The sequence below is a fragment of the Streptomyces sp. NPDC033178 genome (assembly GCF_055577685.1).
Map to the genome: position 1 here is coordinate 119,674 of NZ_JBVIPT010000003.1, position 24,955 is coordinate 144,628.

The window sequence follows — 24,955 nt, forward strand, 5'->3', positions numbered from 1 at the left end:
TCGTTCACGAGCAGGGGCGACCCGGATAGTCGTCGCTCTCCGGTACGCCCGCCTCGCGCATCCTGCGCACGACCTCGTGCCGGACGCGGTCGTCGTCGATGTCAACAAGGCCGTTGGCGTCCCGGTCGAACACCAGGATGTCGCCGGCGGTGTCCCAGAGCACCCACCGGTGCGGGTACGGCGACCCCTGCCACAGGTGTGCGTACCGGGTGTTGTCGTTGTCCGTCCGCGTGCTCACGACGCGGCCTCCTCGGTCTCACGGCCGTCGACGTACGTCGCGACCACCTCGATGTCGCCGATGCTCGAGACGTCGACACTCCTCGGGTCGTCGCCCAGGACGACCAGGTCGGCGCGCTTCCCCGGGGTCAGACTTCCCGCGCTGTCCTCCCAGTGGCAGGCGAAGGCGCCGGCCACGGTGTACGCGCGCAGGGCCTCGTCGACCGTGATGCCCTCCTCCGGGCCGATGACCTGACCCGACTCGGACGCGCGCTCGACCATGAACTGCACGGCCCTGAGCGGCGATCCGTCCGCGACGGGCCGGTCGGAGCTGCCCACGAGGGTGATCCCGTGCTCCAGGAAACCTCGCCCCCGGTACAGCCAGGGCGCCCGCTCCTCCCCCATGATCGCCGCGTAGTCGTCGCCGAAGTAGCGCAGGAAGTTCGGCTGGATCACGGCCGTCACGCCCAGCCGCGCGAAGCGCTCCAGCTGGTCGGGCCGGATCAGGCCCGCGTGCTCGATGCGGTGCCGGGCGCCGGGGCGCGGCCGGATCCGCTGTGCCCGCTCCAGGGCGTCCAGGGCGACATCGGCCGCCCGGTCGCCGATGGCGTGCACGGCGAGCTGCCAGCCCGCGAGATGCCCGTCGACGATCGTGTCCGCGAGGGCCTCGGGGTCGTCCTGCAACTGGCCCGTGTGGTCGAGCCCCTGGTACGGGCCGGTCAGCGCGGCGGTACGGGCCATCATGCCGCCGTCGGTGTAGATCTTCAGCGCGCCCACGGAGAGCCGGTCGTCGCCGAACCCGGTGCGCAGGCCGAGGTCGAGCGCGCGGGGAATGCCGTCGCCCTCGTGCGCGGTGACGGGGCGCAGCCGGTCCGCGGACACCATGAGCTGGACCCTGAGCGGCAACTTGCCCTGCTCCTGGGCGAGTTGATAGGCGCCGAGCTCGACCGGACTGTGGCCGAACAGCGCGCCGCCGATGCCCGCCTCCGCGCAGGCCGTCACTCCCTCGGCCAGACAGGTCCGGGCGGCCAGCCCGATCGCTTCGGCCAACTCCTGCTGGGAGTACGGGAGTCGAAGCGCCCGGGCGGCTCCCATGGCACCCTCGGCCAGGAAGCCCTCCTCGTGCGGGAGTTCGGCGGGAAGCAGGTCCAGGACGGCCGTGTTGACCATGCAGCCGTGTCCGGAGTCGTGCATCATGAAGACTTTTCGCCCGGCGCTGACCTTGTCCAGTTCGGCGGCGGTCAGATGGCGTCCGAGGCCGCGCTGGTCGTACCCCGCGAGGTCGGCCCAGCCCCCTTCCGGCGTACGCGCCACCGCTTCGGCCACGGCGACGAGCACGTCCTCGACCGAGGCGCACGGGGCGACGCTCGGTGTGCCCGCCTTGAAACCGGTCCAGGCCAGGTGCACATGGCTGTCGATGAACCCGGGCAGCACGGTGGCGCCCTGGAGGTCGATCACCTCGCGGGCCGGCAGGGAGGTCACGGCTGCGTCCAGGCCCACGATCCGGCCCCGCCAGATGCCCAGCTCGTGAGCGACGGGGTGGTCCGGATCCATGGTGAGGAAGCGGGCGTTCGTCAGTCTGGTGCAGAGCATCAGCGGTGTCCCCCCCCCCCCCCGGAGTGGTCGGCAGGGTCACACGTCCATGGACGCCGCGAGGGACCGGGGGCGCAGATCCGTCCAGTTGGCCTCGATGAAGTCCAGGCACGCCTCTCGGGTGTTCTCGTCGAAGGCAACCGTCCACCCCCCGGGCACGGCGGCGAAGGACGGCCAGAGCGAGTGCTGGCCCTCGTCGTTCACCAGAACCAGGAAGCGGCCTTCGGTGTCGTCGAAAGGGTTGGTGCTCATGTGTCGGTGGCCCTTTCAGGAAGCGCATCGGGGATGGAGCCGGGGCGGAATCGGGGATGGAGAGGAATGCAATGATTAGGTTAGGCTCGCCTAATTAGCAGCGAGCTTAGCCTTTGCCCCTTCCCTCTCACAAGGAGACGTTCATGCGCCTGGCGATCGAAGGGGTCCGGCCGTGACCGACGCCGTTCCCGGCCTCGCGGCCGACAGGGAGAACGCCTTCGTTGGGTACGGACTGCCAGGCAAACCAGGCACCGACGAGTTCTGGGCGGCGGCGGGGACACCCGCGTCCGTACCTGCCGACGGCGGCGGTTGGGTGACCTTGTTCCTGTGGCGCGGCTCTCCGGCGAGCATCGAGTTCGAGAGCTGGTCGGAGCCGGTCCCCCTGCGCCGGTGGGGCGACACGGACTGCTGGTACGCCGAGGTGCGCATGCCCGCGCGGCTGCGGGTGACCTACCGGTTCCTCGCGGACGACGCGGCGTACGCCGACCCGTTCAACCCGGTCGGTGCGGGCGGTGACCGGTCCATCGCCGCGACCCCGGACGCCCCGGCCCAGCCGCACTGGCCCGTCATCGGCGCCGATGTCGTACTGCCCCTCCCGCTCACCCGGCTCCGCTGGGCCAGTGAACGGCTCGGGGGGCGGCGTACCGTGCGGGTCCATCCGGTGGGCGGCGGCGGGCCGGTGGTCCTGCTGCTCGACGGGGACGACTGGCTGTACCTGCATCCGGCCATGACCGCGTTCGACTCGGCCGTCGCCAGTGGTGAGATGCCCCCGGTCACACTCATCTTCCTTCCGAGCAAGGACAGGGAGGCCGAGTTCGCGTGCAGGCGTGAACTCTGGGAGGCGGTCCGGGACGAACTGCTGCCGTTGGTCGCGGAGTCCGACGTCCCCTCCGATCCGGACCGACTGGTGGTCGCCGGGCAGAGCCTCGGGGGGCTGAGCGCGATGTACGCGGCGTTGGAGTTCCCGGAGTTGGTGTCGCGTGTCGCCTGTCAGTCGGGGTCGTTCTGGTGGACACCCGATGCGATGGGTCTGGCCGACCCGTTCGGCGGCCCGCTCGGCGGGGCCATCGCCGCGCGGCTGCGGGATCGGGGGGCCGCCGAACTCGCCGGGCTGCGGGTTGCGTTCGATGTCGGTGAGCATGAGACGCGGATGTTGCCGCACTGTGAGTCGGTTGAGGCGTTGGCCTCGGAGGGCGGGGCGGCTGTGCGGGTTTCGCGATCCCCTGCGGGGCATGATCGGGCGGGGTGGCGGCATGCCCTGTTGAGGGATGTGGCCTGGGTGCTGGGCGCTCCGCGGGGAGCGTCGTGATTTTCTGCGGGTCGGTGGGGGCTGGGTGCGCGGTTCCTCGCGCCCCTAAAAGATTGCGCCGTTCCCCGCGCCCCTGATGGGGCGCGTCTCGCCCCCAGGAAGTTCAGCAGTTCACCTCGCCACCGCCGAGCAGTAGGCCTCGTCCTTGGCGAGGAGGTTGCGGTGGGTGTCTTCTGCTGTGATTACGCCGTCGTCCAGTACTAGGACGCGGTCGGCGGCGTCCAGGAGGGCCGGGCTGCTGGTGAGGACGACGGTGGTGCGGCCCCGGCGCAGTTTCGCGATGTTGCGGGCGATGAGCTGTTCGGTGACCGCGTCGACGGCCGTCGTCGGGTCGTGCAGGACGAGGACGTCGGTGTCGGCGGCCAACGCGCGGGCCAGGGACAGCCGTTGGCGCTGCCCGCCCGAGAGGTTCGCGCCGCGGTCGCGGACGCCGTGGTCGAGTCCTTCACGGTGCAGGGCGACGACATCGGTGAGCAGGGACGCCTCGACGGCCTCGGGGACCGTCCGGCTGGTGCCCGACGGGTCGATGTTCGTGCGGAGGGTGCCGGCAAAGATCTCCCCGTCGTACGGGTTCACCAGCATGTGCTCGCGCACCGCCTCGACCGACAGGTCCGCGAGCTCCTGCCCGCCGACCCGCACCGCTCCCTCGTACGCCTCGGGCGGGACGTTCACGGCCAGGACCGACGCGAGGTCGGCCGCCGAGCGGGGCTGGTAGACGGCGATCGCCACGAACTCGCCGGCCGGCACCTGGAACTTCAGCTTGCGCAGGGTCCCGTACCGGACGCAGTCGATCTCCAGGGAGCCGCCCGCGGCCGGGCGCTCCGGGCCCGGTGTCGTCACCGGCGGCGCGGTCAGCACAAGCGCCATCCGCTCGGCGGACGCACGCGCGATCATCACGTACTTCGGCATCTCCGAGAACAGTTTGAGCGGTTCCATGATGAACTGCGCCAGGCCCACGGCCATGACGAGTTCCCCGATGGTGATCCGGCCGTCGAACGCGAGCCAGCCCGCCGTCAGGGTCACGGCGGCGGCGAGAACCGCGTTGAGGGCCAGCGCGGTGCCCGCGTAGACGCCGTTCACCTTGGCGACGGTGATCGCCTGGTGCTTGGCCTCCGTGCTGACCTTCCGGTAGGACCCGAACGCGGCGTGGTTGCCGCCGAAGCCGTGCAGCGGGCGGAGGCCGATGATCAGGTCGGCGACCTTCGCTCCGGCCCGCGCGACCCGGGCCTGCTGTTCCTGGGTACTGGCGCCGATCCGCTTGGACATCACGCTCAGGACGGACAGGATCGCGACGGTTCCCACTATCACCAGCAGACCGAGCCGGATGTCGGCCAGGCCCAGCGCGACCGCGGCGACCACCACCGCGACCAGCGAGCTGATCAGCAGCGGGACCACCTCGATGATGTCGGCGGTCTGGTCGGCGTCCTCGGTGGCGATGGTCAGGATCTCGCCGGACTTGAGGTCGACGTCCCTGGCCACCGGCTGGAGTCCGCAGGCCGCGACCCGCACCCGCCAGCGGTGTGCCTCGGTCGTGTTGGCTTTCTGCAGGACGCGCATCCCGAACCGCCACGACAGCGACACGGTCGTGATGATCACGGCCAGCGCGCCGATCGACAGGCCCAGCGCGCCGAGGCTCCGGTCTCCCTGCATGGTGTGTTCGACGATGAGACCGAGCGCGATGGGAAAGGCCGTCTCACCCGCCTGGTACAGGCCCATGAGGACGGTGCCCCAGACCATGGCGCCGATGTTGCGACGCAGAGCGGTACGGAGGATGTCGGACCCTGGGCGGGGCCGCCGCGTGTCAGGAGTTGTCGGCATTGTCATCGAGGTGGTGGGCAATCGCTTCCGGGGTTCGAAGGGTGAACAGGTCTCGGATGGTGATCACTGGACCGTACTCCCGGCGGAGCAGCCCGATCAGCCGCACCGCCAGCATGGAGTGCCCGCCGAGGGACACGAAGTCGCTCACCGCGCTCACCTCGTCGTCGTCCAGGTCCAGTGCCTCGGCGAAGAACTCACACACCGTGGTCTCGGTCTCGGTCTCCGGTCCGCGCTCCCCCGCCGTGGTCAGCGCGCCCAGCGGCTTGGCCTCCGGCAGCGCCTTGGTGTCAGCCTTCCCGTTCACCGTCAGCGGGATGCTGTCGACCTCGGCGTAGTGCGTCGGTCGCAGGAAGTCCGGTAGCCCGGCGCCCACTTCGGCGGCGACCGCCGCCAGGTCGGAGCCGTCGAGCACGAGGTAGGCGGCCAGCCGGTACGCCCCGTCGACCTGCGGGTCGGGCTGGGCCACCGCGGCGACGAACCGCACCGCCGGGTGTGCCGCGAACAGGGCCTCGACCTCGCCCAGTTCGACCCGGTGTCCCCGGATCTTGACCTGCTGGTCGGTGCGGCCCAGGTACATCAGGTTGCCGTCGGGCCGCCGGACCACCAGGTCTCCGGTGCGGTACATGCGCTCGCCGGGTTCGCCGAACGGGCAGGCGACGAAGCGGTGCGCGGTCTGGGCGGGCTGCCCGAGATAACCGCGCGCGATGCCGATGCCCGACACGTACAGCTCACCGGGAACCCCGTCCGGAAGCGGGCGCAGCCACGGATCCAGTACGTACACGTCGGTGTTGTCGATCGCCACACCCACCACCGGGTCCTGGCACTCGAAGGTGCCGACACCAAGGGTGTTGATCGTGTACTCGGTAGGCCCGTACAGGTTGTAGCCGACGGTCCCCTCCGTCTCGGCGAGCCGCTGCCACAGCGTCGGGGTGACGGCCTCGCCGCCCAGCAGCACCAGCGCCGGCCGTCGGTCCGGGTTGTCCAACAGCCCCTCGGCGACGAGCTGTTGCGCGTAGGTTGGGGTCACGTTGATGACGTCGATCCCGTATTCGAGGCAGTACTCGACCAACCGGGGGGCGTCGCGCCGGAGTTCCTCGTCGCAGATGTGCACCTCGTGGCCGTCGGCGAGCCACAGCAGCTCCTCCCACGACATGTCGAACGCGAAGGACACGGTGTGCGCGATCCGGAAGACCCGGTGGTCGTGCTCCGCCAACACCGGTTCGAAGATGCGGCGCTGATGGTTGATCAGCATGTTGGTGAGCCCTGCGTACTCGGTCACCACGCCCTTGGGCTTCCCGGTCGATCCGGAGGTGTAGATCGTGTAGGCGGGGTGCCGCAGGCGGTCCGGGTCGTCCGGCGCGAACGTCACATACGGCTCGGCCTCGGGCAGCGGGCGGTCCAGTTCGATCAGGTCGCCGGTCAGCCGGGGGGAGACGGCACTCGCGGTGAGGATCACGTCCGGGCGGGCGTCCTCGACGATCGCGGCGATCCGCTCGTCCGGGTGGTCCAGTTCCAGCGGCACGTACGCGGCGCCGACGCGCAGCACGGCGAACAGCGCCACGATCGAGTCGAGGGAGCGCGGGATCGCGAGACCCACGTTCGTCTCCGTGCCGATGCCGCGACCGGCGAGCACACCCGCCACCGCGCGGCTGCGGTCCCGCAGTTCGGCGAAGGTCATGGTCGAGCCATGGGCGACGAGCGCCACCCGCTGCGGGTCACGGTCCGCCGCCCGGTCGAACCGGTCGACCACGGTGTCCGTTCCGACGTCCGTGCGTTCGGCGGGCTCGGGCTCCGCCCCGAGGCCCGGCAGCGCGCCGACCGGTCCGGTCGACCGGGCCAGGTCTTCGAGCACGCGCAGGTAGTCGTCGAGGAGACGGCGGGCGTTGTCGGTGTCGCCGTAGCGGTGCTCCAGCTTGACCGTGAGCCGGTCGCCGGGCGTGACGACCCAGGTGAACGGGTAGTGGGTGGAGTCGTCGGCCTTCACCGAGGTGATGCCGTGCCGGGCGTTCATCTCGGCGAACGCGTCCATGTCCAGGAAGTTCTGGAGCACGAACAGGTTGTCGAACAGGGTGTCGTGTCCACTGGCCCGCTGGATCTCACCGAGGCCGAGGTGCTCGTGCTCCATGGCCTCGACCCTGGCCGTCTGCACGGCCGACAGGTACTCCCGGACCGTGTCGTCCGGCCGTGCCCGTGTCCACATGGGCACGGTGTTGAGCAGCACGCCGACGATGTCGGACAGCCCCTCGCCCTCCCGGCCGGAGACGGTCACGCCGAACACGGCGTCGCTGCGGCCGGTGTGGGCGCCGAGCAGGAGGCCGAACGCGCCGGTCAGCACCGAGTTCAGTGTGACGCCGTGCGTCCTTGCCGCTTCCCGCAGCAGTTCCGACTGCTCCTCCGACATCTGGTGCACGAGCGCGCGCGGCAGGTCGTCCGAGAGGGACGGCGCCGGTCCGGCAAGCAGTGTCGGACCCGGGAGGCCCGCCAGGTGCTCCGCCCAGAAGCGTTCCGATACGGCGGGGTCCTTGGCGTCGAGCGCCCGGGCGTAGTCCTCGAAGCTCGGCGTGGCCGGGGCCGCGTCCAGTGGCTCGCCCACGACGACGGCCCGGTAGGCGTCGAACAGGTCCCGCAGCATGATCTCGCGGGACCAGCCGTCCCACAGCAGCAGGTGGTAGCTCAGCAGCAGGCCGTCGCGGTCGTCGGGCAGCCGCACCACGGTCAGCCGGATCAGCGGCGGCTCACCCGGGTCGAATCCCGTGTCCCGGTCCCGGGCACGCAGGGCCTCGACCTCGGCGTCCGTCGCCAACTCGACCGTACGTACGTCGACCCGTCGGCCCGCCTTGAGGACCTGGACCGGGTTTCCGTCGTCGTCGGTGGAGAAGCCGGCGCCCACGATCGGGTGACGTCCGATCACGTACGCCATCGCCTCGGCCAGCGCGTCGGTGTCCAGGCGCCGGTCGAAGGTGAACCAGCTCTGCGCGACGTAGTGTCCGGCCGAGCCCGCCATCTGGGCCTGGAAAAACAGACCACGCTGGAGCGGAGTGACCGGTGCCGTGCGCTCGGCCGTCGCGGAGGCGTCCGCGATGTGCTTCAGCGCGCCGAGCCAGTGTTCGGCGATCTCGTCGGGTATGCCCTCGGCGAGGATGAACTCCGCGCGCAGGCTCCCGGTGGCCTCGTCGATCCAGGCGTTGACCTCGACGGCGTACGGGCTGCCCTGATCGCCGCCGGTGATGTGCAGCGCCTGGGACTCGCTGCCCCGGCCGAGGTAGTTGAACAGCACCTGCGGGCGGGCGGTCAGGAGCGGGGCCGTCTGCGGGTTGAGGTACCTGAGCCCGCCGTAGGCGACGTGCCCGGACTCGTCCGGTTGGCGTTCGGCGACCTCGCGCGCCGCCGCGACGGGGTCGGTGTGCGCCGTGAGCCGCACGGGCGCGATGGAGGTGAACCAGCCGACCGTGCGGGTGTAGTCGTGGTGTTCGACGGCCGGGACCCGGCCGTGCCGCTCCAGCTCGACAGCGAGGTCGGTGGGTGACGGCTGGACGCGGGTCAGCGCGGTGCGCAGGGCGCCGCACAGCAGCTCGGTGAGACCGACACCGAGTGCGGCGGGCGCCGTGCGTGTCACGAGGTCGCTCACGTCCGGCGCGAGTACGACCGTGATCTCGCGCAACCTCTCGACCGTGGGCAGCAGTTCGGGCGCCCGGAGCGTGGTGACCCAGTCCCCGAGATCGTCGATCGCCGAGGCGGACCGAAGCGTCAGTGCTTCGGCGTACTCGGCGTAGGAGGTGGTCGGCGGTGCCAGGGGCGCCCCGCGCAGGGCGGCGGCCAGGTCGTCGAGGAGGATCAGCCAGGACACCGAGTCGACGGCGAGGTGGTGCACGGTGACGACCAGGGTCCGGCTCGCCGCCAGCCACGAGAACGCGATCACGTCCCCGGACTCGGGATCGAGCCGTCCGGCGGCTTCGTTCGCCGCGGTGGTCGCGTCGGTCTCGTCCGTCCGTACGACGGTGACGCGGCCGGCGGGTTCGGTGCGCAGTGCCCACACGCCGTGCTCGGCGCGCAGCCCCAGCCGGAGAGCCGGGTGGGCCTCGACGACGGCGTTCGCGGCGCGCTCGACATCGGCGAAACCGGTGCCCTCGGGGGCCACCAGCGTCCTCGCCTGTGCGAACCGGGCGAGCGATCCGCCCAGTTCCCGCTGGCGCAGGATGATCGGCGTCGGCGTCAGCGGGCCGTCCTCGCGGCGGGCGGGTGTCGAGTTCGTCGCCGTGGCCTGCGGTGTGCGCGTACCCACGTGCTCGGCGAGCGCGCGCGGTGTCCTGAACAGGAACACGTCCCGTGGCGCGATCGGCAGGCCGAGCGCCCGGGCCCGGTTGATCACGGTGATGGCGACGATGCTGTCGCCTCCGGCCATGAAGAAGTCGGTGTCGGCGTCCACGGTGTCCGCGGCGGAGCCGGGCAGGGTTTCCGCGAAGATACCGACCAGTTGGGCGAGCGTGGAATCGCTGAAGCGCTCCGCGGGAAGTGCCGCAACGGCGGCGTCTTCGGCTGCGAGTGCGTCATGGCTGGTCGCGCCCCGCGGCTGACCCGCGAATGGATGCTGCCCCGCGTCCCTGGTGGGCGTGCCTGCCCGCTCGGTCAAGGCCTTGCGGTCCAGCTTGCCGTTGACCGTCAACGGCAGCGCGTCGACCGGCAACACCCGCCCGGGCACCATGTGCACGGGCAGCTTCGCGGAGAGCGACTCCGTGAAGTCACCGGGCACCCGCCCCACCACGTGCGCGACCAGATGGTCGCCGCTGTCCGCCACCGTGACGGCCACGTCGACCACGCCGTCGAGTTCCCTGATCGCGGACTCGACCTCGCCCAACTCGATCCGGAAGCCCTTGAGTTGGACCTGGTTGTCGGCGCGCCCTGCGAACTCCAGCTCGCCGTCGAGCGTGCGGCGGGCGAGGTCGCCCGTGTGGTACATGCGGGAGCCGTCGTCGGCGAACGGGTTCGCCACGAACCGGCCCGCGGTGAGCCCCGGCCTGCCCAGGTAGCCGAGGGACACCTGGTCGCCGGCGACGTAGATGGCGCCCACCCGTCCCGGCGGCACCGGCCGGAGCCGGTCGTCGAGCAGGTAGGTGGTCAGGCCGGGAATCGGACCGCCGATCGGGCTGACGTCGTCGCCGAGGCCGAAGTCCTCGTCGGTCAGCACCCGGTGGGTGACGTGGACGGTGGTCTCGGTGATGCCGTACATGTTGACCAGCTCGGGCGAACCGGTGCCGTGCCGCTCGACCCAGCCGCGCAGCCGCCCGAGATCCAGCGCCTCGCCGCCGAAGATGATCCGGCGCAGTGCGGTGACCGGCTCGCCGGCGTGCCGGTCGGCCTCGATGAACTGATAGAACGCCGATGGGGTCTGGTTGAGCACGGTGACTCCGCGCTCGCGGACCAGCCGGTGGAAGTCGACCGGGGAGCGGGTCAGCCCGTACTCCGGGACAAGGAGCTCACCGCCATGAGCCAACGCCCCCCACAGCTCCCAGACCGCGAAGTCGAAGGAGAAGGAGTGGAACTGGACCCACACGTCGGACGGACCGAAGTCCATATCGGGCCGGGTGTTCGCGAGCAGCGTCACCACGCTGGAGTGCGGGACGACGACACCCTTGGGCCGGCCGGTCGAACCGGACGTGTAGATCACGTACGCGGGGTCGTGCCAACTGACCGCCGGACCCGGCTCGTTGGGCTCCGGCGCCTGCCCGTCACTCTCGGCCTGCGGCTCTCCCCGCGTCTGTCCATCTCCGAGTGTCTGCTCGTCTCCCCGCGGCGGCTCGTCCCCCTGTACGAGCACGCGGGCCGACACGCCCGCCCGGGCCAGCAGGTCCGTGAAGCGTTCCCGCTGCTCACGGTCCACGAGAACGACCTGCGGAGTGGCGTCGGCGAGGATGTACTCCAGCCGTTCGTCCGGGTACGCCAGGTCCAGCGGCACGTAGGCACCGCCCGCGCCGACGATCGCGACCAGGGCGACGACCTGCTCAAGGGAACGCGGGACGGCGACGGCGACCCGTTTGCCGGGTCCGACCCCGGCCGCCCGCAGCATGGAGGCCAACTCGCCCTTCGCCGCTGACAGTTCGCCGTACGTCAGTGACCGGGTACCGCCGTCGAGACCGCACTGGGTGACGGCGGTGGCGGCCGGGTCCCGGTGCGCGGCGGCATCGAACAGTCCGCCCAGGGTGGTCGGAGTGATGCGCGCGGGACGCCGGGTGTCCCCGGACGCCAGGTCGTCGACCAGGACTTCGGGCCGGGTGAGCAGGTCGGTGAGGGTCCGGGTGAACGTACGCAGGATCTCCTGGGCGCTCGCCTCCCGCAGCAGTTCGCCGTCGTAGATCAGGTTGAAGCGCGGACGCCCGTCGAGTGCGCGCTCCACCACCAGTGTCAACGGGTAGTGCGGGGCGCCCTCGTTCACGATGTCGGTGATGACCAGGTCGTCGTCGGGCCCCCGCAGCGCGTCCACGTCGGTCGCCACGTCGAACACCACCAGGGTGTCGAACAGGGAGCCTGCGCCGGCCTGGCGGCCGATCCTCGCCAGCGACACGTGCTGGTGAGGCAGCACCGCGCTCTGGTGTTCCCGTACCGAGGTGAGCAGGTCGCCCGCCGTGGTGGTGGCGGCCCAACGGGCGCGTACGGGGATCGTGTTGATGAACAGACCGACCATGTTCTCGATGCCGGGCACCTCGGCGTCGCGCCCGGAGACCGTGGAGCCGAACACGACGTCCCTGCCGTGCAGGATGCCGCCCAGCGTCACCGCCCAGGCGCTGTGCACGGCCGCGCTCAGCGGCACCCCGGCCGTCCGGGCAGCCGCGTCGATGTCGTCCGCCGGCTCCACGGCGGTGTCGGCGAACCGGTCGGAGGGGGTGTGCCCCTCGGCGACGAGGGAGGGGCCGGGCAGCTCGGCGAGCTGCTCCTGCCAGACCCGGTCGCTCTCGTCGTCGTCGCGTCCGGCGAGCCAGCGCACGTAGTCGGGGAAGCCGCCGATCGCGTACACGGTCCCCGGCGCGTGGTACTCGGCCAGCAGCGCGCGGAGCATCGGGGGCACCGACCAGCCGTCGGCGATGATGTGGTGCACGGTCTGCACCAGGACGCTGCGGCCGGAGCCCGTGCGAATGAGCGTGTAGCGCATCAGCGGTCCTGTGGCCAGGTCGAACCCGGCGCGGCGGTCCCGTTCGGCGTGGTCGCGTATCTCGTCGTCGGTGATGCCGGGGCGGTCCAGCGTGGTGAACGGCGCCTCGACACCGCTGTCCAGTACGGAGACCACGCGGCCGTCGGCGAGGGCCACGAACCGTGCGGCCAGGTTCGGGTACAACGTGAGCAGACGGGTCGCCGCCGCGGCGAGCCGGTCGGCGTCCACCTCGCCGTCCAGCGTGAGCAGTTGCTGCTCGACGTAGCTGCCCGCCGAGTCGTCGTCGAAGACCGAGTGGAAGTACAGACCCTCCTGCAACGGGGTCAGCGGCAGGATGTCCCGCAGCTCCGGGCCGTCCAGGACGTCGACGTCGGCCTGGGTCAGGGGCACCAGGGGGAAGTCGCTGGGGGTGTGGCCGCCCTGGTCGAGCGCGGCCAGTCCGGCCAGGGCCACCCGGAAGTACTCGCCGAGCGTCGTGATGTCCTCGTCGGTGAACATCCCGTCGGGCCAGGAGATGGTGGTGACCAGTTCGTACTCGCCGGTCGAGGCGGCGGGTTCGGCGATCGCGTTGAACTCCAGGGCGCGCGGCAGGCGCATCCTCGGGTCGCGCTTCTCGCCCAACTGGCCGGTGGTACCCGCGAGTTGCCAGTCGCCGGACGCTCCCGCGTCGAAGCGGCCCAGGTAGTTGAAGAGCACCTGCGGTGCGGGCGCGTCGAACTCGCTCTGGGCCAGGTAGCGCAGGGCGCCGTAGGAGACGCCGTTGTCCGGCACCCTGGCGAGGTCCTCCTTGACCGCCTTGAGCGCGGTGGCCAGGTACTCGGGTGCGGTGAGGTCGCCGGCCGCGCCGGGGTCCACGGTCACCGGGAACAGCGTGGTGAACCAGCCCACGGTGCGGGACAGTTCGGGTTCGAAGCCGGCGCTGCCCGCCACGAACCGGCCTTCGCGGCCGTGGCCTTCGAGTTCGATGTGCGCGAACGTCTGGTCCTGCCCGTGGTCGCGGCGCCAGCGGGCGAGGGTGACGGCGAGCGCGGTCAGCAGGACGTCGTTGACGCCCGCGTGGAACTTCGCGGGGATCTCGCCGAGCAGCGCGGCCGTGACCTCGGGGCCGACCGAGACGGTCCGGAGCCGCTCGCGTGCGACGGTGTCGGTCGCGGACAGCGCGCGCCTGCCCACCGGTTCGTCCGCTCCCGGCAGGGGGCGCCGGAAGTAGGCGCTGTCCGCGTCGAAGGCCGCGCGGTCCAGCAGCTGCGTCCAGCGTCGGAAGGACGTGCCCACCGGGGGCAGGTCGATCGGCGCGCCCGAGGAGAACTGCCGCCACGCCGTGGCCAGGTCCTCCATCAGGACCCGCCAGGACACGCCGTCGATCACGACGTGGTGGGCGACCAGGACCAGTTGGCGCGCCTCGCGGCGCCAGACCGCACGCAGCATCGCGCCGCCCGCCGGGTCGAGTCCGTCGGTGGCGAGCGCGACACACTCGTCGAGCGGCCGGTCGCTCTCCTGCCACCCGGGGGCGGCCCGGTCCGCCTCCGGTATGTGGAAGCTCCAGCGGTCGCCGCGCACCAGCTCGGCGCGCAGCATGTCGTGCCGGCCGACCACGGCGGCGAGGATCTCGTCGAGCGCGTCGGCGGTCAGGTCCGCCGGGGTGTTCAGCACGACCGACTGGACGAAGCCGTCGATCGCGTCGGTGGTCTCGCCGAGCCACTGCACGATGGGCGATCCCACGACGGACCCGGCCGCGATGTCCCCGTGGTCCACGGTGGAGACGTCCTCACGGCTCGCCACCGCCGCCAGTGCCCCCACCAGGGTGTGGGTGAAGATCTGCCGTGTCGTGACGTAGAGCCCCGCGTCGCGCAGCGCGCTGAGCAGCGAGATCGCCAGGATGCTGTCTCCGCCGAGCTGGAAGAAGTCCTGGTCGACACCGACCTCGTCGAGCTGCAGCAGCGTCGCGATCGCGGCGCAGACCGCGCGCTCGTTCTCGGTGGTGGGCGGGACGATCGAGCCCGTCCCTACGGCGGGTTCCGGCAACGCGTTCCGGTCGAGCTTGCCGTTCGCAGTGAGCGGGAACTCCTTCATCACGACGACATGGGCGGGAACCATGTACTCGACCATGTGCTCGGCGGCCCACGCCTTGACCTCGTCCGCCCGCAGGGTCTCGCTCCCGGCGGCCGGGATCACGTACCCCACGAGGTAGGTGCCGCCGGCCGCGTTCTTCTTGGCGACGACGCAGGTGTGCCGTACGCCGGGGTGTTCGGCGAGACCGACCTCGACGTCCTCGATCTCCAGCCGCATACCGCGGATCTTGATCTGGTTGTCGGCCCGGCCGAGGAAGTCCAGCGATCCGTCCGGGGCGAACCTCGCGAGGTCACCGGTCCGGTACAGCCGGGACCCGTCCGCGGCGAAGGGGTTCGCCACGAACCGGGACGCCGTGAGCCCGGGCGCGTTGACGTACCCCCGGCCCAGGAGGAAGCCGCCCACGTACAGTTCGCCGCCGACTCCGACCGGGACCGGGCGCAGTTCGTCGTCCAGCACGTACAACTGGGTGTTGGGGTTGGCCTTGCCGATCGACGTCGACAGGCGTTCCGCCGCGCCACGGTAGACGACGTGCGAGACGCCGATCGTCGTCTCGGCCGGGCCGTAGCCGTGGTACATGGGGATGTCGAGCCGGGTGCGGAACCGTTCGTACAGCTCCGGGGTCAGCACCTCGCCGCCGCACCACACGTGCCGCAGGCTGTTCAGGTCTCCGGAGTCGCCGGCGATCTCAAGGAGTACGTCCAGCATGGACGACACCAAGTAGGTGAAGGTGACGCGGTGTTCGGCGATGACGCCCAGCAGGTGGTGCGGGTCGCGTTCGCCACCGGGCCGCAGGACCACCAGTCTGCCGCCGGACACCAGCGGCAGGAAGATCTCGTTGATGGAGATGTCGAAGGACAGCGGCGCCTTGAACAGCGACGCGTCGTCGTGGCCGAAGCCGAGGATCTCGTCCACCTGCCACAACAGGCGTTCGCTGATGGCTTCGTGACGGATCATCGCGCCCTTGGGCCGCCCGGTCGAACCGGACGTGAAGATGACGTACGCCAGGGCGTCGCCGTCGACGGCGATCCCGGTCCCGTCTGTTGGGTGGGAACCGAACTTCCAGTCGCCGAGGTCGACGGCCACGGCGTCGGGTTCGCCCGGGGCCTGCTCTCCGGAGCCGTTGAGCTGCAGCACGACCCGGGCGTCCTCGATGACGACGGCCCGGCGTGCGGCGGGCCACTGCGGATCGAGCGGGACGAACGCGCACCCGGCCTGGAGCACGCCGAGCAGCCCGATCACCATGTCGGCGGAGCGGCCCAGTGAGATGCCGACGACCTGTTCGGCCGTGAGTCCGTGCTCGATCAGATGGTGGGCCAACTGGCTGGACAGCTCCGCCGCCTGACGGTACGTCAGGGAGCGGTGCTCGTCGACGACGGCAACGGCGTCCGGCCTGGTACGCGCCTGCTCGCGGAACATCTCCACCATGGTCGGGCGGACCCGGTCGGCCTCGGTGTCGTTCCACTCGGCCAGGGCCTCGATCCGCGCGGCCACGCCGGACGGGCCGATGGTGCCGATGGGCCGGTCGGGGAAGTCGGCCAGGTCGTCGAGCGCGAGCTGTGCGTCGGACTGCATGGCGCCTGCCGGGACGGCGATGCTCCAGCTGTCCCCGCCGGCCTCCCAGCCACCGGTCTCCCAACCGCCGGGCCCGTCCCCGCCGTTGTCGACCCACGCGAGGACGTCGGCGAACAGCGTGCCGGGGGTGAGGTCGATGCCCTCGGGACTCCGGCCCGTCGCCCAGTACGACAGGCCGATCGCGCACGCTTCGACGATGGTCCGGTCGGAGAAGTCGCCGGTCCGCCTGCGTACGTCGGCCAGGCGCGTGGGAGAAAGCAGTACGAGACGAGCGCTCGGTTCCATCATCGAAGACTCAGCGTCCCTTCCAGGTAATGAAAGTTAGCCTAACCTAAATTAGGTTTACCTAACTGCCTTCGCGCCAGGCCCGCCACAGTCGTGCGTAGCGGCCGCCCAGAGCCACCAGCTCCTCGTGAGTTCCCTGCTCAACGACGCGTCCCGCGTCCAGCACGGCGATGCGGTCGGCCGCCATCGCCTGGGTCAGCCGGTGCGCCACGAACAGCGTGGTCCGGCCCGCGCAGGCGGCCAGCACGGCCCGCTCCAGCTCGGCGGCGCCCTCGCTGCCGGCCTCCGCGGTCGACTCGTCGAGCACCACCACCGGAGCCCGGCCCAACACCAGGCGGGCCAGGGCGATCTGGGCGACCTTGGTGACGTCCAGGCGCTCGCCGCCCTCGCCGACCAGAGTGTTGAGCCCGTCGGGCAGCCCGTCGACCCAGCCGCCGGCGCCGACCGTTCGCAACGCGTCCATCAGCTCGGCGTCGGTCGCCTCCGGCGCGGCCAGCCGCAGGTCGTCGGCGAGCGGGCCGGAGAACACATGCGTCTCCTGCGTCAGGATGCTCACCAGGGCCCGCGCCCCGGCCTCGTCCAGACCGGCGAGGTCGGTCGAGCCGACGCGCACCGACCCGGCCTGCGGTGTCCCTATGCCGGCGATCAGCGCGGCCAGGGTCGACTTGCCCGCGCCCGTCGCCCCCACAAGTGCGAGCGAACCGCCGGCCGGGATCGTCAGGCCGACATCCCTCAGGACCGGTTCCTCGGTGTCGGGATAGCTGAACGTCAGCCCCTCCACCGTCACTTGGTACGCCACGGCCTCCGCGGGCGCGACGGCCTCGTCGCCCACCAGCCGGTCCTCCGCGTCCTCCGCCAGCACCCCGACCAGCCGGGTCAGGCTCGCGCCCGACTTCTGCGCCTCGTCGAAGGTGAACATGATGGCGCCCAGCGGGGTGAACAGCCGGTGGAACATCAGCGGGGCCGCCGAGACCTCGCCCAGGCTGGCGGCATCGGCCTCCAACAGGGCGTACCCCACCACGAGGATCAGGACGAGGCCGATGAACTCGGCGCGGTTCTCCCTGCCGACGAACCGGCCGAAGAACCGGAACACCTCGATGCCGAGCTCGCGCACCCGCCACGACTCGCTGGTGACCTTCTCGCGGACGGCACCCTCAAGGCGGTACGCCCGGACCGTGTCGATCCCGTTCAGACCACTGATCAACGCCTGCGCGCGGTCGGCCTGGGCCACCCGCTGCTTCCGGTAGAGCGGGGCGGACCGCGGGAGATACCAGCGCAGGGCCAGCGCGTACGCGGGCAGCGCGCCGGCGCCCGCCAGGCCGAGCCGCCAGTCCAGGCCGAACATGCCGACCGTGGCGATGGCGACCAGCACTCCCGCCGAGAACACCGTGGGGATGGCCGTCCGGATGCCCTTCGAGATCACGGCGACGTCGTCACCGACCCGGGACAGCACGTCTCCCCGGCCGACCTGCTCGATCCGTTCGCTCGGCATCCCGAGCACCGCCCGGACGGCCCCTTCGCGCAGCCGCGCGAGCAGATCCGCGCCCAGCCGCCCGATCAGGTACGTCGACACCGCGGTGGCCACCGCGCCGAACACCGCGGCGGCCACCATCAACACCCCGATCCTGACCAGGATCGAGCGGGACTCGCCCCCGACCACCCCGTCGACCACCTGGCCGAGCAGGAGCACCGGGAGTACCTGGAGCGCCGCCCCCACCACCGTGGTGAGCACGGTGGAGAGGGTCAGCCACGGCACCTCGCGGCAGTGTGCCGCGACCCAGCGGGTGGCCTCACCCCCGGTCGCCGTACGGAGAGTTGCCGGGGCGACGCGTGTGTCGGTAGTGCTCACACCACAACCAGATCGGGTCGGGGACGGGATCCGTTGACCATCGACATCTTTAGCCGGCCGCCGACTTCACGAGCTCGTCGACCGCGTACGGCATGGACAGCAGGGTGCCCTGGGAGATGGCCGCGCCGATCGCCGGGCCCTCACTGTCCAGCAGGTACGTGACCTTGCCGTTCTTGACGGCGTCCAGGTTGGTGAACAGCTTGAACTTCTTCAGGGCTTCCGTGTCCGCCTTGTCGTTGATGACGAAGATGCGGTCGACGTCGACCAGGTCGATGCGCTCGGGGGACAGCGCGGTGGAGAAGCTGCCGTCCGCGACCTTGTCGATCTCGGTCTGGTACTGGTAGCCGATGCCCGTCAGCAGCTGTCCGCGCACGTCGGTGGAGGTGAAGGGGTTGACCGCGTCCTTGTACCAGGACAGCGCGACGGCCTTCTGGTCGGCGAACTCCGGGTGTTCCTTCTTTGCGGTGTCGAGCTGGGCCTGGATGCCCGCCACCATCTTCTCGCCCTCGTCGGCCTTGCCGAGCGCCTTGGCGATCTGGAGCGCGTTGTCCTGCCACGGAGCGCTGAACGGCTCCTTCTCGGCCTTGGTACGGCCCACCGTCGGGGCGATCTGGGAGAGCTTGTCGTAGGCGGCCTTGTCGACCTCGGAGTAGACCGCGATGATCAGGTCGGGCCGCAGGGCCGCGATCTTCTCGTAGTTGGGGCCGGCGTCACCGTTCTTCATGATGACCTCGGGCTTGGCGTCGCCCCACTTGTCCTTCACCCAGGGCCACTGCGTGTTGATGTCGGGGCTCTGGCCCGCCGGGTTCGGGTACTGGTCGACCATGCCGACCGGCTTGATGCCGAACGCGAGGACGCTCTGGTCGTCCGTGTAGCCGACGGTGACCACGCGCTTGGGGGCCTCGGCGACCTTCGTGGATCCGAACGCGTGCTCCACGGTGACCGGGAACGCGCCGGACTTGGCAGCCGGGGCGCTGTCGTTCGACTCGTCCTTGGAGTCGGAACCACATCCCGCGAGAAGACCGACGCCGAGCGTCGCCGCGGAAACCGTCGCCGCCAACCGCCGCCAGGGCTTCATACGCGTCGTTCGAAGGAGGAACATCCCAGATCCCTTGCTTTAGCGCCGTCCGCTGCACCCTGTCTTAGGGCAGGCAAACCTTATCCTGGCGAAGTGAGGTTAGCCTAGCCTAACTTTGTCATCTTTATGCGGATCTAGTCGAGTTGGACATGAGTGCGGCCGATCGGCACGATGAGCGGCCGGTCGCCCACCGGGTCGTCGATCACCATGGCGCGCAGTCCGAACGCCTCGTGGAGCAAGTCGGCGGTGATCACGTCACGCGGATGCCCCTGCGCCAGGATCGCCCCCTCCCTCATCACGACGAGGTTGTCGCTGTAGCGCGTGGCGAGGTTGAGGTCGTGCAGCACCATGACGACGGTGCACCCCGACTCGTGCAGGTCGTCCACCAGGTCGAGCACGTCGATCGCGTGCGCCAGGTCCAGGTATGTGGTCGGCTCGTCGAGCAGCAGCAGGTCGGTGCCCTGGGCCAGGGTCATCGAGATCCAGACGCGCTGACGCTGTCCGCCGGACAGCGAGTCGACGGGACGGTCGGCGAGGTCGGACACCCCGGTCATGGCCAGCGCGCGCTCCACGACGGCGACGTCGTCCGACGACCACTGCCGCAGCCAACTCTGGTGCGGATGGCGGCCCCTGGCGACCAGGTCGGACACCGTCAGCCCTTCCGGCGCCACCGGTGCCTGGGGCAGCAGGCCGAGCTTCTTCGCCACGTCCCTGGTCCTGAGCTTGACAATGTCGTCGCCGTCGAGCACGACCGTCCCCCTGGTCGGCTTGAGCAGCCGCGACAGGGTCCTCAACAGGGTCGACTTCCCACAGCCGTTGGGGCCGATGACCGTGGTGATCACCCCGGGCGGTATCGCCACGTCGAGCTCGTCGATGACGATCCGGCCGCCGTACCCGACCGTGACGCCCTTTGCTGCCAGCCGCGAGGTGTCACCGACCCCGGCCTCGACCTCGGCCATGTGCTGCGCGGCCACGAATCCCCCTCCGCCTACTTAGGTTTGCCTAACTCTTTGTACCAGTTATCTGAGATTCGCCCGTACCAGGAGATAGACGAGGAAGGGGCCGCCGATCGCGGCGGTGACGACACCGACCGGGAGACTGATGGGCAGTGCCGTACGCGCCACCAGGTCCGCGCCGATCAGGAGCAGCGCCCCGACCAGTCCCGAGGCCACCATCGGCGGCGTCGGACATCTCGCCAGCCGCATCGCCACCTGCGGTGCCACCAGCGCGACGAAGGGGACCGGGCCCGCGGCGCTCACCGCGGCGGCGGCGAGCAGCACCGCGCACAGCAGCAGGACGGCCCGCACCATCGCGTACCGGACGCCCAGGCCCGCGGCGATCTCGTCGCCGAAGTGCATCGGCTTGAACTGGAACGCGACGCTCGCCACGACGACCAGGAGGACGAGCGTGCACCAGAGCGCAATCCGGACCTCGCCCCAGGACCGGTTGTCCAGCGAACCGACCAACCACGCCTGGGCCTTGGCCACATCCCGGATGTCGGCGGTGACCAGCAGCCAGGTCGTGATCGCCTCCATCACCGCGCTCACCGAGATGCCGATGAGGATGAGCCGGAAGCCGTCGACCCCGCGCCGCCACGCCATGAAGTACACCAGCAGACCCGTGCCGAGCCCGCCGAGGAGCGCCGCGGCGGACAGGCCCACGGAGCTGACGATCGCCGTCGCGGTCCCGCCCGACACCGTCACCAGGAACACCGAGACCGCGCTGGCGCCCGCGGTGACCCCCAGAATGTCCGGGCTGGCCAGCGGATTGCGCGCGATGGACTGCGTGAGCGCCCCGGACACCCCGAGCGCGATCCCCACGACGAGACCGGCCAGGGCGCGCGGCATCCGCAGGTCCATGACCACGAACTCGTCGACCCGTTCGCCCCGGCCGAGGATCGTGGCGATCACCCGGTTCAGGCCGATGGGGAAGTCCCCCACGCCGATGGACACGCAGAACACCAGGAAGGTCGCCGCCGCCAGCAGCAGCGTGACGAACACGATCAACGGCCGCCATACGAACGAGACCTGGCCGAGCCGCACACCCGGCGCCACCGATGGCTTCACGTCTGGCTTCACGTCAGTCCCGTTCATGCGTTCTTGAACTTTCCGCGCCACACCAGGACCGCGAAGAACGGAGCGCCCAGGAGGGCGACGAGGACACCCGCGTCCAACTCGCCCGGCCGCACCACCAGTCGGCCCACGATGTCGCAGACCAGCAGGACGACGGCGCCGAGCAGACCCGCGTACGGCACCAACCAGCGGTAGTCCGGACCGGTCAGGTACCGGGCCACGTGGGCCACCATGAGCCCGAGGAACGCGATGGGGCCGCAGGCCGCCGTAGCCGCGCCCGCGAGCAGGGTGATGGCGACGATGCCGACGGTCCGGCTCAGCGCGATATTCACTCCGAGGCCCCGCGCCACGTCGTCGCCCAGGTTGAGCAGGTTGAGCGAGGGCAGCATGGCCAGGGCCAGCACAAGGCCGACCACGATGAACGCGGTCACCGGCCAGATGACGTCGAATCCGACGCCGGCCACGGAGCCCGCGTTCCAGAACCGCAGCGCGTTCAGCGACGCCAGGTCCGTCAGCGCGACCGCGGTGGTCATCGCCGCGAGGAACACCGTGATCCCCTGCCCGGCCAGGGCGAGCGTCAACGGGTTGCCGGCGCCCCGGCCGATGCTCGCGAGGCCGAACACGACAACGCCGGCGACCGCCGCTCCCAGGAAGGCGAACCAGACGTACTGGAACGGGTTGGAGAACCCGAACACGGCGATCACCGACACCACGGCGAACGAGGCGCCCGCGTTCACGCCCAACAGGCCCGTGTCCGCGATCGGGTTGCGCGTGTAGCCCTGGATCAGCGCCCCGCCGACCCCCAGCGCGATGCCCGCCACGATCGCGAGCACCGTCCGGGGCACCCGCACGGTCCGCACGATGAGCCTGATCTCGGTGAGCCGCTGGTCGGAGTCGGGCGCCGCGAACAGCCCGTGCCACACCTCGGCGGGGCTCAACGCGCGCGCACCGACAGCCAACGACACCACCCCCGCGGCCACGAGGACCACCACAAGCATGCCCAAACCCATCACCCGCCGCCGGCGGGCGTCTGTGCCCCTGGGCGCGGGGCGCTCAACCGCAGTCGTGCCCATGGCGAAGTACGTTATCCCTATTGATCCACTGGAGAAGCAGGGCCATGGCCTTTCACGCGGCGACCGTCCGGGCCTCGTCCGAAGGGGACTTGACGCCCCGGGCGAGGAGCGAGTCCAGGATCTCCCCGACCCTGGTCGCGGTGTTGGACAGCAGGGACGACGTGATGCCGTGCGTGTGCTCCGTACCGCCCTGCAGGTAGATGCCGCAGCGCAGTTCGGGTTCCGTCACGATGCGGTAGTCGCGCTCGACGCGGACGCGGCCCTCGTCGTCGCGCAGGCAGTGGTCCGCGACCTCGCCGAGGAGTCCGAGCGGGTCGGCGGGGCTGTAACCGGTGGCGAAGACCACGACGTCCGCGTCCAGGAGCGTCTCCTCGCCGGTGACGAGGGACGTAACGGTGGCACGGGCCGTGCCCGCGGTCTCCTCGACGTCGGTCAGCCGGGACACGTTGAGGAAGCGCAGCCGCTCGGTGCCGAGGACCTTCTCCTGGTACGTCTGCCGGTACAGGTCCTCGATCAGGTCGATGTCCACCACGGAGTAGTTGGTGTTGCCGTGATAGTCCATCAGGCGGCGCTTGACGTTCTCGGGCGCGGCGAAGTACTCGTCGACCGCCGAGGGATCGAAGATCCGGTTGGCGAAGCTGCTGTCGTCGGCGGGGCTGTAGCCGTAGCGGGAGAAGACGGCGCAGACCTCGGCCTCGGGGAAACGGCGATGCAGGTAGGCGACGTTCTCGGCGGCGCTCTGACCGGCGCCCACGACGATGAACCGGGAGGGCGAGGTGCCCTCCAACCGGTCGACCTTCGCCAGGAGTTCGGAGTTGTGCCAGACACGGTCGCCCGTCTCGACACCCTCCGGCATGAGGGGGCGCATCCCGGTGCCGATGACCAGGTTGCGGGCCCGGTGGACCGCGAGACCCTCCGCCGACCGGACCGTCACCTCCAGGTGCTCCACGACTCCGTCACGGACGACGGGCGCGACGCCGACGACCTCGTGGCCGTAGGAGACCACGTCCTCGACCTGGGCCGCGGCCCACTCCAGGTAGTCGTGGAACTCGACCCGCAGCGGGAAGAGGTTCTTGTGGTTGATGAAGTCGATCAGCCGGCCCTTGCTCTTCAGGTAGCAGAGGAAGCTGAACTCACTGGCGGGGTTCCGGAGCGTCACCAGGTCCTTGAGGAAGGACACCTGCATGGTCGCGTCGTCGATCAGCATGCCCCGGTGCCAGCCGAAGCACGGCTGCTGCTCGAAGAAGTGAGCGGTGATCGCCTCCTGCTCGCCTGCTCGTGCGTTGTGCTCGCCGAGTGCGATCGCCATGGCCACATTGGACGGTCCGAAACCGATGCCAATGAGGTCGTGGACCAGTGGTGCGTCATCAGGAAGAACCTGTGACATGTCACTCCCATCGTGCGGGGCAGTCGCCTGTCAGGCGTGGGGAAAGTGCGAGGTGCGAAAGGTGGGCAGACCGACGGCCGAGCCCGCCGGGAATTTAGGTTAGCCTAAGCTAATCCCATAAGGCTGTCGACAGGACGAACCGGGCAATCAGGCACCGGCACTCGCCAACTGGGGCACTACGCACCCCCGTTGCATACTAAGGTAAGCCTTGCTTTACTGACCCCGGTCCATCCCCTGCCTTCGAGGAGGAACCCCATGCGGGTCGTCATGTTCGGTTACCAGACCTGGGGGCACCGCACCCTGCAAGCCCTCCTGGACTCCGAACACGACGTGGTGCTGGTCGTGACCCACCCCAAGAGCGAGCACGCGTACGAGAAGATCTGGAGCGACTCCGTCGCCGACCTCGCCGAAGAGCACGGCGTCCCGGTGCTGATCCGCAACCGCCCCGACGACGACGAGTTGTTCGAGCGCCTCAAGGCGGCCGACCCGGACATCCTCGTGGCGAACAACTGGCGGACGTGGATCCCCCCGCGCATCTTCGACCTGCCGCGCCACGGCACGCTGAACGTCCACGACTCGCTGCTGCCGAAGTACGCCGGCTTCTCCCCGCTGATCTGGGCCCTGATCAACGGCGAGCCCGAAGTGGGCGTCACCGCGCACATGATGAACGACGAGCTCGACGCGGGCGACATCGTCCGGCAGGAGGCCGTTCCGGTCGGACCGACGGACACCGCCACCGACCTCTTCCACAAGACCGTCGACCTCATCGCCCCGGTCACCATCGGCGCGCTCGACCTCATCGCCGCCGGGCAGACGGAGTTCACCAAGCAGGACAGGTCGCAGGCCAGCTTCTTCCACAAGCGGTCCGCCGAGGACAGCCGCATCGACTGGACCTGGCCGGCGGAGGACCTCGAACGCCTGGTCCGCGCCCAGTCCGAGCCGTACCCCAGCGCCTACACCTTCCACAAGGGCAAGCGCCTCGACGTCCTGACGGCGGTCGTGTCCCAGGGCAAGTACGGCGGCACTCCCGGCCGCATCTTCTACCGCGAGGGCGAGGGCGTCGTGATCGTCGCCGGAGCCGACGCCCGCACCGGCCGCAACCACGGCCTGGCCATCACCCGCGTACGGACCGAGGACGGCCGCGAGCTGCCTGCGACGCAGTACTTCACCTCCATGGGCGGCTATCTCACCACCCGCCCCTGATACCCCGGCCCCAGCACGGTCCCGAGGGCCG

At 70.4% G+C, this 24,955-nt stretch carries 13 protein-coding genes; 2 read left to right on the forward strand and 11 right to left on the reverse strand.

Features of this window, described 5'->3' with window-relative positions; translation table 11 throughout:
• Positions 1 to 4: 4 nt before the first annotated feature.
• Genes ACZ5VQ_RS07890 through ACZ5VQ_RS07900 form a run of 3 tightly spaced genes read right to left on the reverse strand, consistent with a single transcriptional unit; the run spans position 5 to position 2,061 of the window.
• Positions 5 to 238, reverse strand: coding sequence for a hypothetical protein (locus tag ACZ5VQ_RS07890; RefSeq protein WP_469104157.1), 234 nt, complete (start codon positions 236 to 238; stop codon positions 5 to 7).
• Positions 235 to 1,809 carry an amidohydrolase gene (locus tag ACZ5VQ_RS07895; RefSeq protein ID WP_469104158.1) on the reverse strand — a complete coding sequence of 525 codons (1,575 nt, stop codon included), beginning with the start codon at positions 1,807 to 1,809 and terminating at the stop codon, positions 235 to 237. Before ACZ5VQ_RS07895 ends, ACZ5VQ_RS07890 begins: the two co-directional genes overlap by 4 nt.
• 39 nt (positions 1,810 to 1,848) lie before the next feature.
• Positions 1,849 to 2,061, reverse strand: coding sequence for an MbtH family protein (locus tag ACZ5VQ_RS07900; RefSeq protein ID WP_362072853.1), 213 nt, complete (start codon positions 2,059 to 2,061; stop codon positions 1,849 to 1,851).
• A gap of 172 nt (positions 2,062 to 2,233) precedes the next feature.
• On the opposite strand from ACZ5VQ_RS07900, the gene ACZ5VQ_RS07905 reads away from it, so the two are divergent.
• Positions 2,234 to 3,370 (forward strand): alpha/beta hydrolase-fold protein, encoded by a 1,137-nt coding sequence (locus ACZ5VQ_RS07905; RefSeq protein ID WP_469104159.1) that lies wholly within the window; start codon positions 2,234 to 2,236, stop codon positions 3,368 to 3,370.
• Positions 3,371 to 3,481: 111 nt separating this feature from the next.
• On the opposite strand, the gene ACZ5VQ_RS07910 is transcribed toward ACZ5VQ_RS07905, so the two are convergent.
• From ACZ5VQ_RS07910 to ACZ5VQ_RS07945, 8 genes are all read right to left on the reverse strand, one after another.
• On the reverse strand, positions 3,482 to 5,188 hold the full coding sequence (locus ACZ5VQ_RS07910; protein ID WP_469104160.1) for an ABC transporter ATP-binding protein: 1,707 nt from the start codon (positions 5,186 to 5,188) through the stop codon (positions 3,482 to 3,484).
• Entirely contained in the window at positions 5,172 to 16,265 is an 11,094-nt protein-coding gene (locus tag ACZ5VQ_RS07915; protein WP_469104161.1) for a non-ribosomal peptide synthetase, read from the reverse strand. The genes ACZ5VQ_RS07910 and ACZ5VQ_RS07915 overlap by 17 nt, the downstream gene beginning before the upstream one ends.
• Before the next feature lie 58 nt (positions 16,266 to 16,323).
• Positions 16,324 to 18,111, reverse strand: a complete 1,788-nt coding sequence (locus ACZ5VQ_RS07920) for an ABC transporter ATP-binding protein (RefSeq protein WP_469104162.1) — start codon at positions 18,109 to 18,111, stop codon at positions 16,324 to 16,326.
• Positions 18,112 to 18,160: 49 nt separating this feature from the next.
• On the reverse strand, positions 18,161 to 19,213 hold the full coding sequence (locus ACZ5VQ_RS07925) for an iron-siderophore ABC transporter substrate-binding protein (RefSeq protein ID WP_469104163.1): 1,053 nt from the start codon (positions 19,211 to 19,213) through the stop codon (positions 18,161 to 18,163).
• Between the two features lie 110 nt (positions 19,214 to 19,323).
• Positions 19,324 to 20,163 carry an ABC transporter ATP-binding protein gene (locus ACZ5VQ_RS07930; protein WP_469104164.1) on the reverse strand — a complete coding sequence of 280 codons (840 nt, stop codon included), beginning with the start codon at positions 20,161 to 20,163 and terminating at the stop codon, positions 19,324 to 19,326.
• A gap of 45 nt (positions 20,164 to 20,208) precedes the next feature.
• Positions 20,209 to 21,282: a FecCD family ABC transporter permease gene (locus tag ACZ5VQ_RS07935; protein WP_469104165.1), complete on the reverse strand. Its 1,074-nt coding sequence runs from the start codon at positions 21,280 to 21,282 to the stop codon at positions 20,209 to 20,211.
• Positions 21,279 to 22,334, reverse strand: coding sequence for a FecCD family ABC transporter permease (locus ACZ5VQ_RS07940; protein ID WP_469104166.1), 1,056 nt, complete (start codon positions 22,332 to 22,334; stop codon positions 21,279 to 21,281). Before ACZ5VQ_RS07940 ends, ACZ5VQ_RS07935 begins: the two co-directional genes overlap by 4 nt.
• A gap of 52 nt (positions 22,335 to 22,386) precedes the next feature.
• Entirely contained in the window at positions 22,387 to 23,721 is a 1,335-nt protein-coding gene (locus ACZ5VQ_RS07945; protein WP_469104167.1) for a lysine N(6)-hydroxylase/L-ornithine N(5)-oxygenase family protein, read from the reverse strand.
• A 255-nt stretch (positions 23,722 to 23,976) separates the two neighbouring features.
• Between ACZ5VQ_RS07945 and ACZ5VQ_RS07950 the strand changes: the two genes are divergently transcribed.
• On the forward strand, positions 23,977 to 24,924 hold the full coding sequence (locus ACZ5VQ_RS07950; protein ID WP_362072883.1) for a methionyl-tRNA formyltransferase: 948 nt from the start codon (positions 23,977 to 23,979) through the stop codon (positions 24,922 to 24,924).
• Positions 24,925 to 24,955 lie beyond the last annotated feature (31 nt).

Excerpts from the sequence above, each read along its gene's own strand:
- ACZ5VQ_RS07940 (WP_469104166.1), bottom strand. The coding sequence starts at position 22,334 with ATGGGCACGACTGCGGTTGAGCGCCCCGCGCCCAGGGGCACAGACGCC.
- ACZ5VQ_RS07910 (WP_469104160.1), bottom strand. The coding sequence starts at position 5,188 with ATGCCGACAACTCCTGACACGCGGCGGCCCCGCCCAGGGTCCGACATC.
- ACZ5VQ_RS07925 (WP_469104163.1), bottom strand. The coding sequence starts at position 19,213 with ATGTTCCTCCTTCGAACGACGCGTATGAAGCCCTGGCGGCGGTTGGCG.
- ACZ5VQ_RS07915 (WP_469104161.1), bottom strand. The coding sequence starts at position 16,265 with ATGATGGAACCGAGCGCTCGTCTCGTACTGCTTTCTCCCACGCGCCTG.
- ACZ5VQ_RS07950 (WP_362072883.1), top strand. The coding sequence starts at position 23,977 with ATGCGGGTCGTCATGTTCGGTTACCAGACCTGGGGGCACCGCACCCTG.
- ACZ5VQ_RS07945 (WP_469104167.1), bottom strand. The coding sequence starts at position 23,721 with ATGTCACAGGTTCTTCCTGATGACGCACCACTGGTCCACGACCTCATT.
- ACZ5VQ_RS07895 (WP_469104158.1), bottom strand. The coding sequence starts at position 1,809 with ATGCTCTGCACCAGACTGACGAACGCCCGCTTCCTCACCATGGATCCG.
- ACZ5VQ_RS07935 (WP_469104165.1), bottom strand. The coding sequence starts at position 21,282 with ATGAACGGGACTGACGTGAAGCCAGACGTGAAGCCATCGGTGGCGCCG.
- ACZ5VQ_RS07900 (WP_362072853.1), bottom strand. The coding sequence starts at position 2,061 with ATGAGCACCAACCCTTTCGACGACACCGAAGGCCGCTTCCTGGTTCTG.